9 protein-coding genes are annotated in these 7369 nt (G+C 71.7%); 2 read left to right on the top strand and 7 right to left on the bottom strand.

Annotated features, from left to right (window positions below):
- The first annotated feature begins 47 nt into the window (after window positions 1–47).
- Window positions 48–653, top strand: a complete 606-nt coding sequence (gene folE / locus ACWGIG_RS18205) for a GTP cyclohydrolase I FolE (RefSeq protein ID WP_453322623.1) — start codon at window positions 48–50, stop codon at window positions 651–653.
- Window positions 654–766: 113 nt separating this feature from the next.
- On the opposite strand, the gene ACWGIG_RS18200 is transcribed toward folE, so the two are convergent.
- The 6 genes from ACWGIG_RS18200 to ACWGIG_RS18175 all read right to left on the bottom strand — a co-directional run bounded on the left by ACWGIG_RS18200 (window position 767) and on the right by ACWGIG_RS18175 (window position 4330).
- Complete coding sequence (locus tag ACWGIG_RS18200) at window positions 767–1252, bottom strand: DUF3180 domain-containing protein (protein WP_453322620.1); 486 nt, start codon at window positions 1250–1252, stop codon at window positions 767–769.
- 94 nt (window positions 1253–1346) lie between these two features.
- The gene (folK, locus tag ACWGIG_RS18195) at window positions 1347–1946 is read right to left on the bottom strand and encodes a 2-amino-4-hydroxy-6-hydroxymethyldihydropteridine diphosphokinase (protein WP_453322619.1); all 600 of its coding nucleotides are present in this window, start codon (window positions 1944–1946) and stop codon (window positions 1347–1349) included.
- Window positions 1943–2302 (bottom strand): dihydroneopterin aldolase, encoded by a 360-nt coding sequence (gene folB, locus ACWGIG_RS18190; protein ID WP_398414906.1) that lies wholly within the window; start codon window positions 2300–2302, stop codon window positions 1943–1945. Before folB ends, folK begins: the two co-directional genes overlap by 4 nt.
- Window positions 2303–2530: 228 nt before the next feature.
- On the bottom strand, window positions 2531–2983 hold the full coding sequence (locus ACWGIG_RS18185) for a nuclear transport factor 2 family protein (RefSeq protein ID WP_453322618.1): 453 nt from the start codon (window positions 2981–2983) through the stop codon (window positions 2531–2533).
- On the bottom strand, window positions 2980–3840 hold the full coding sequence (gene folP / locus ACWGIG_RS18180) for a dihydropteroate synthase (protein ID WP_453322617.1): 861 nt from the start codon (window positions 3838–3840) through the stop codon (window positions 2980–2982). The genes ACWGIG_RS18185 and folP overlap by 4 nt, the downstream gene beginning before the upstream one ends.
- A 16-nt stretch (window positions 3841–3856) precedes the next feature.
- Entirely contained in the window at window positions 3857–4330 is a 474-nt protein-coding gene (locus ACWGIG_RS18175; RefSeq protein ID WP_453322616.1) for a MarR family winged helix-turn-helix transcriptional regulator, read from the bottom strand.
- A gap of 104 nt (window positions 4331–4434) precedes the next feature.
- Here ACWGIG_RS18175 and ACWGIG_RS18170 point away from each other — a divergent pair, with 104 nt between their 5' ends.
- A complete protein-coding gene (locus ACWGIG_RS18170) occupies window positions 4435–5361 on the top strand; it encodes an NADP-dependent oxidoreductase (protein WP_453322615.1) in 927 nt (308 codons plus the stop codon).
- Between the two features lie 110 nt (window positions 5362–5471).
- Here ACWGIG_RS18170 and ACWGIG_RS18165 read toward each other — a convergent pair whose 3' ends face one another.
- Complete coding sequence (locus ACWGIG_RS18165) at window positions 5472–7325, bottom strand: phosphatidylglycerol lysyltransferase domain-containing protein (RefSeq protein WP_453322614.1); 1854 nt, start codon at window positions 7323–7325, stop codon at window positions 5472–5474.
- Window positions 7326–7369 lie beyond the last annotated feature (44 nt).

The following is a 7369-nucleotide window of genomic DNA, read 5'->3' as shown; positions in this document are numbered from 1 at the left end:
GCATTTCTCATATGCCTGCACGGATGAAGCACAGGAACGAGGCACTGATGACCGACCCGGTGACGCTGGACGGCGAGGCCACTGTCGGCGAGTTCGACGAGAAGCGGGCCGAGAACGCGGTGCGTGAGCTCCTCATCGCCGTGGGGGAGGACCCGGACCGCGAGGGCCTGCGGGAGACTCCGGCGCGGGTGGCGCGGGCGTACCACGAGATATTCGCCGGTCTGCGGCAGAAGCCGGAGGACGTCCTGACGACGACCTTCGACCTCGGCCACGACGAGATGGTGCTGGTCAAGGACATCGAGGTGATGTCCAACTGCGAGCACCACCTGGTGCCCTTCCACGGCGTCGCGCACGTCGGCTACATCCCGTCCGCCGACGGCAAGATCACCGGTCTGTCGAAGCTGGCCCGGCTGGTCGACGTGTTCGCGCGCCGGCCGCAGGTGCAGGAGCGGCTGACCACGCAGGTCGCCGATTCGCTGATGGAGATCCTGGAGCCGCGCGGCGTGATCGTCGTCGTCGAGTGCGAGCACATGTGCATGACGATGCGCGGGGTGCGCAAGCCGGGCGCGAAGACGATCACCTCGGCGGTGCGCGGCCAGCTCCGCGACCCGGCGACGCGGGCCGAGGCGATGAGCCTGATCATGGCCCGCTAGGTCTTCTGCGGGTACGCAAGGGCTTTCCCGCGCGTACGTACGAGAAGGGCCTCAGGCAGCCCCATGTGCGCACGAGGGGGCCTCGGGCAGCCCGTGTGCGCACGGGGGGAGCCTCAGGCGGCGTCGGCCGCCGGGGCGGTGTCGTCGTCCTCGGGGAGGCGCAGGACGCGCTCCAGGAAGAACGCGGCAGCGACGACGGCCGCGCCCGCCAGGACCGAGAAGCCCGCGTAGAGGGCCTGGGCGTGGCGGCCGGGCAGCTCGGAGAGCTGGACGAGCAGGTGGACGCCCACGCCTCCGTACACCCCGGAGACGAGCGCGGCGACGAGGGCGCTGGCCTGGCCGAAGACGACCGCGCGGGCCGCCAGCATCGGGTCGACGCCCTTGGCGCCGGGGCGGCGCTCGCGCTGGGCGCGCAGCCGGGCGCGCAGGGACAGCGCGGTCGCCAGCAGCACGGCGGCGATCAGGGCCAGCACGACGGGCGCCGCGACCGGCACACCGGGCAGGGTGTCGATCGAGGCCCACAGCCGGGCGCCCGCCCAGGACAGCACTCCGGCCACGACGAACAGGCCGGTCAGTACCCCGAGCCGTAGTTGCTTCACGAAGCTCCGCTTTCCGTCACGCCAGTCACGAGTGTCCGTACGACACCGCTCATCCGCCCAGTGTCGTACGAAGCAGTGTCGTACGGAGTAACGCTCACTCGGGCAGTCGGAGTTCCAGGTCGGTGCGCGCGAGCACGCCTTCGGTGGAGACGGTGGCGAGGAGGTCGGCGACGGCGCCGCGGCCCGGGACCTGCGCCCCGGGGTCCACGTCGTGCCACGGGACGAGCACGAAGCCGCGCTCGTGGGCGCGCGGGTGCGGGAGCGTGAGCACCGGGTCGTCCGAGACGACGCCGGCGTACGAAAGGATGTCGACGTCGATCGTGCGCGGGCCCCAGCGCTCCTCGCGGACCCGGTCGAAGGCCTCCTCGATGGCCTGGCCGCGCTCAAGCAGCGAGGACGGCGGGAGGGTGGTCCTCACCAGGACGACCGCGTTGAAGTACGACGGCTGGGAGTCGGCGTCGACGCCCCACGGCTCGGTCTCGTACACCGGGGAGACCGCCTTGACGCGGACGCCGGGGGTGTCTTCCAGGAGGTCGACGGCGCCCTGGAGGGTCTCCAGGCGGTTGCCGAGGTTGCTGCCGAGGCCGATGACGGCCCATTTGGGGTTGGAGAGGGTGATGTCCGCCGCGTCCACCTGGTCCGTCACGGAGCTGGGAACCGGCTGGACGGTGGGGTCGCTCTGCGTCTGGTTCATACACGGCTCCGGGTGATGGTGATGGTCACGTCGTCGAAAGGCACGGTGATCGGGGCGTCCGGCTTGTGGACGGTGACCTCGATCTCGTCGACCCCGTCGTGCTTGAGGCACTGCTGGGCGATCCGCTCGGCGAGCGTCTCGATCAGATTGACCGGCTCGCCCTGCACGACCTCGACGACTTCCTCGGCGACCACGCCGTAGTGGACGGTCTTCGTCAGGTCGTCGTCGGCCGCGGCGGGACGGGTGTCCAGGCCGAGGACGAGGTCCACGATGAAGGTCTGGCCCTCTTCGCGTTCCCTGGGGAACACGCCGTGGTGTCCACGGGCCTTGAGGCCGCGCAGCGCGACACGATCCACGCGAATCACTCCTGCTGTTCGTAGTCATCGGGGGCCCGTGCCGAGTGCGGTCGGCACATCACCTGAGGACCGAATCTACCTGCGCGCACTGACAGACCCCGTCCGCGGGTGCTGCCGGCGGCACGCGGAAGGGGCCCTTCCGGGGTTTCCCCGCAGGGCTCCTACCCACTCACGCCGGGGAATCGCCGTCCCTCAGGAGGGGGAACCGTGGCGATTCGCCGGGAATCGTCAGGAGGAATCCTCGTCCTCGTCGTCGTCGGATTCCGCCAGGACGGGCGAACCGTGGTGCGCCCACAGCCGCCAGCCGTCCGGGGTGCGCCGGAAGACGTTGGTGGCGACGACCAACTGGCCGACCAGCGGCCCGAGTTCGCCGCTCTCCTCGGCGGGGCCGCCGCTGAGGATGTTCTCGGTGCAGGTGGCCAGGGCGGTGTCGCCCATGACGGAGACCAACACATCGGTGAGGAAGAACTGGATGTAGTCGGTGTGCGCCATGATCAGCGCGTACGAGCGCAGGACCTCGCCGCGTCCCGAGAGCACCGGCCAGCCGGGGTGCACGCAGGTGATCTCGTCGTCCATCCAGAGCGCGGACAGCTCCTCGAAGTCGCCGCGCTCCAGAAAATCGTAGAACGCCGTGTTGGCCAGTTCGACCTGTTCGGCGTCGGTGCCGCGGCGGGGGGTCACTTCGCGCCCGCCACGGCGCGGGCGACCCGTACCGCGTCGGCCGTCGCTCGTACCTCGTGCACCCGGACCGCCCAGGCGCCCTCGTGGGCGGCGATCGCGGAGACGGCGGCCGTGGCGGCGTCGCGCTCGCGCGCGGGCGGCGGGGCGGCGTCGTCACCGGCCAGTACGCGGCCCAGGAAGCGCTTGCGGGAGGCGGCCACCAGCAGCGGGTGGCCCAGCGTGCGCAGGTCGCCGAGGTGGGCGAGGAGGGCGAGGTCGTGCTCGGCGTGCTTGGCGAAGCCCAGACCGGGGTCGACGACGATGCGCTCGGGGGCGATGCCGCCCGCGACGACCGCGTCCACGCGCGCGTGCAGCTCGGCGACGACCTCGGCGACGACGTCGTCGTACACCGCGAGGCTGTTCATGCCCGCGCTGAAGCCGCGCCAGTGCATGACGACGAAGGGGACGCCGGCGGCCGCGACGGCGGGGACCATCGCGGGGTCGGCGAGGCCGCCGCTGACGTCGTTGACGAGGACGGCGCCGGCCGCGACGGCCTGCTCGGCGACGGCGGCGCGCATGGTGTCGACGGAGACGGTGACACCTTCGGAGGCGAGGCCCCTGACGACCGGCACGACCCTCTTGAGCTCTTCGTCGGCGTCGACGCGGCTGGCTCCGGGGCGGGTGGACTCGCCGCCCACGTCGACCAGGTCGGCACCCTCGGCGACCAGGGCGAGGCCGCGCTTGACGGCGGCGGCGGTGTCGAACCAGCGACCACCGTCGGAGAAGGAGTCGGGCGTCACATTCACGACGCCCATGACCGCACAGCGGTCCCACTCCGGGAGTCCTTCGGCGGGGTGGGCGCGCAGCAACGTACTCATGCGTCCAGCCTAGGCGTCAGTGCCTGGTCTCCGGACCGCCGGGAGCGTCCGTCCCACCCGGGAAGACGCGGCCGAGGAGCGTGAACAGGGCGGTGCGCTCCGTGTCGTCCAGGGCGTCGAGTCCGGCCAGCGTGGTGTGCAGCCGGGCCCGGATGGTGTCGATGGTGAGCTCGCCGTGCTCGGTGAGTACGACGTTCTTGACGCGGCGGTCGGTGGCGCTGGGCTCGCGGCGCACCAGCTCGCGCTTCTCCAGCCGGTCCACGATGCCGGTGATGTTGGAGGCGTCGCAGGCCAGGGTGGTGGCGAGGGCGCGCATCGGGGCGGGTGACGAGCGCAGCACGCTGAGCGTCTTGGCCTGACTGGCGGTGAGCCCTGCGGTGGCGGCGGCGAGCGTGAAGTCCCCGTAATAGAGACCGAAGGACGCGGCGAGCCGGTCGACGAGTTCGGCCTTGGTCGGCGGGTTGGCCTGGGTCGGCGGGTTGGCTGCCATGACATGCAGTGTACGCCGGGAAACTTGACCATCTCAACGATTTAGGTCTACCGTCGAAAACGATTACTTGAGAATGTCAACCATTGACTCTGGAGGTACGTCCCATGAAGGCCATCACGTACAGCGCCTACGGCAGCCCCGACGCACTGGAGTACGGCGAGCGCCCCGAGCCCAAGCTCGGTCCTGACTCCGTACTGGTCAAGGTCCGCGCCGCCTCGGTCAACCCGGTCGACTGGAAGATCCTCGCCGGGTACCTGGACCCGGCGCTGGACGCCGTCTTCCCGGTGGTGCCGGGGTGGGACGTGGCGGGCGTCGTCGAGAAGGCGGGCGCCGCCGTGTCGGAGTTCGCCCCGGGCGACGAGGTCATCGGATACGTCCGGGAGGACTTCGTCTCCCGGGGGACCTTCGCGGAGTACGTGGCCGCGCCCGTCCGCACCCTGGCGCGCAAGCCCGCCGGCATCAGCTTCGAGGAGGCCGCGGGGCTGCCGCTGGCCGGACTGACGGCGTACCAGGCGCTGACCCGGAACCTGAAGGTGCGGGCGGGGGACAAGGTGCTGGTGCACGCCGCGGCCGGCGGCGTCGGCTCGCTCGCCGTGCAGATCGCGCGGTCGCTGGGGGCCGAGGTCATCGGCACCGCGAGTGAGCGCAATCACGCATACCTGCGGTCGCTGGGCGCCACCCCCGTCGCGTACGGGGAAGGGCTGGCGGACAGGGTGCGGGAGATCGCACCGGGCGGTGTGGACGCGGTGCTCGACCTCGTGGGCGGGGAAGCGCTCCAGGCGTCGCCCGAGCTGCTCGCGGACGGCGGGCGGCTGGCGTCCGTCGCGGACGGCGCGGTGACGGGGCTGGGCGGGGACTACGTCTTCGTACGCCCCGACTCGGCGGACCTGACGGCACTGGGGCAGCTGGTGGAACGCGGCGAGCTCACGGTCGAGGTCGCCGCGGTCTACCCGCTGGAGAAGGCCGCGGACGCCTTCCGGGAGAGCATCGGCGGGCACACGCGGGGGAAGATCGCGATCAGCGTGGCGTAGGGCGCGGATCCGGGGCCGGGCGGGTGGCCGCGGGCCGGGTGGTCAGGGGCGCGGGGAGCTGCGCGGCCTGCCGCGACGCACCCGCACGGGCGACCCGCACCCGGCCCCCCTCACGCCAGCCGCTCCACCTCTGCCACCGGTGCGGCCACGTGCGCACAAGGCTGTGGCCCCCGCTTCGCCGTCCCCTTCCGCGTGAACCGCGCGAACGGCCGCGGCAGCCCCAGCGTCACGAACCCCTCCGCCTGCATCGCCGCGAAGCCGATCCGCGGCAGGTCCCTGGTCGTCCGGAAGACCACGAAGCGCGGCTCCCAGCGCGGCTGGAACTTCGCGTTGAACTTGTACAGCGACTCGATCTGGAACCACCGGGAGAGGAAGACCAGCAGCCCGCGCCACCCCCGCAGCACCGGCCCCGCGCCCAGCTTCTCGCCGCGGGCCAGTGCCGAGCGGAACATCGCGAAGTTGAGCGAGACCTTCTTGATGCCGAGGCCGGGGGCCGCCGTGAGGGAGGCGACGATCAGGAGTTCGTTCATGCCCGGGTCGGCGGCCCGGTCGCGCCTCATGAGGTCGAGGGACATGCCGTCCCCGCCCCACGGCACGAAGTGCAGCACCGCCTTGATGTCGCCGTACGGGCCGGGCGTCGCGCCCTCCTCGTCGGCCTTGTGGGCGGTCGCGATGAAGCAGTCCTCGTCACCCGGCTCACCCACCCGGCCCAGCGCCATCGAGAAGCCGCGCTCGGTCTCCGTACCGCGCCAGTCGGCGGCGGCCCGGCGGATGCGGTCCAGCTCCTCGGCCTCCAGGTCGCCGACGCGGCGCACCCGGGTCTCGTAACCGTTGCGCTCGATGCGCTTGACCATCTGCCGCACGTTGCGCATCGCGCGCCCCGAGAGGGAGAAGTCGGGGACGTCGACGACGGCCTCGTCGCCCAGTTCGAGGGCGTCCAGGCCACTCTCGCGGGTCCAGACCTCGCCGCCGGTCTCCGAGCAGCCCATCACGGCCGGCGTCCAGGAGTGCGCCTTGGCCTCTTCCATGAACCGCTCGATGGCGCCTGGCCAGGCCTCGACGTCACCGATCGGGTCGCCGCTGGCCAGCATCACGCCGGACACGACGCGGTAGGTGACGGCGGCCTTGCCGCTGGGGGAGAACACGGCGGCCTTGTCGTGCCGCAGCGCGAAGTGGCCCAGCGAGTCGCGGGCGCCGTGCTTGGCCAGCAGGCCACGCAGCCGCGCCTCGTCCTCCGCGGTGAGCCGGGCGGCCGGGTGCTCGGGGCGGAAGGCCAGGTAGACCGTGGTGATCGCGATGATCCAGCCGAGCGCGCCCAGCGAGTAGCCGACCGTCCAGGACGCCTGCCTGGTGTAGTCGATGGGGCCCTCGAAGCCGGCGAGGCCGTAGAGGACGTGCGTCAGCCGGTCGCCGAAGCCGGGGCTGCCGACGATCGTCTTCGGGTGGGAGCTGACGATCAGCAGACCGAGCCCGATCGAGCCCAGGCCGGTCAGTGCGAAGTTCGCGACCGCCTTCCAGCGGCTGCGCGGGTCCGGCAGCGCGGCGAACTCACTCCGATGGACGATCAGCAGCGCGAGAAGTACGAGCGCGATCAGCGCGCCGAGCCAGGAGCTCCGGTACGCGATCTGCGCGACGGCGCCCACCGGCAGCAGGACCACGGCGGAGCGCCAGGCGCGCCGCTTGCGCCTCTTGAGGCCGTGGGCGAGGAGGAGCAGCAGCACTCCCACGGTCAGCGAGAAGGCGGCGGCGAACGGCCCGAACGTACCGGGCAGCACCTCGGCCACGCTGTGCATCCGGCTGTGCCGGAAGCGGGGGATTACCCCGGCCGCGATGTCGAGCAGGCCCACCAGAGTGACCGCCGCGCCCACCAGCGCGGGGACCTTCTCGGGTCGCGGACCGCGCAGGATCCGTCGCACCCGATCCGGAACCGCTCCGGACTTATCCCCATCTATTCTGATTGACATCGCTTCCCGAGGTTTCCGCGAGAGGTTTTATGCCCGTGGAACCT

Source organism: Streptomyces sp. NPDC054863 (assembly GCF_053610825.1).
Note: the sequence above shows the minus strand (reverse complement) of the source record. Positions and strands in the feature narration are given on the sequence as shown.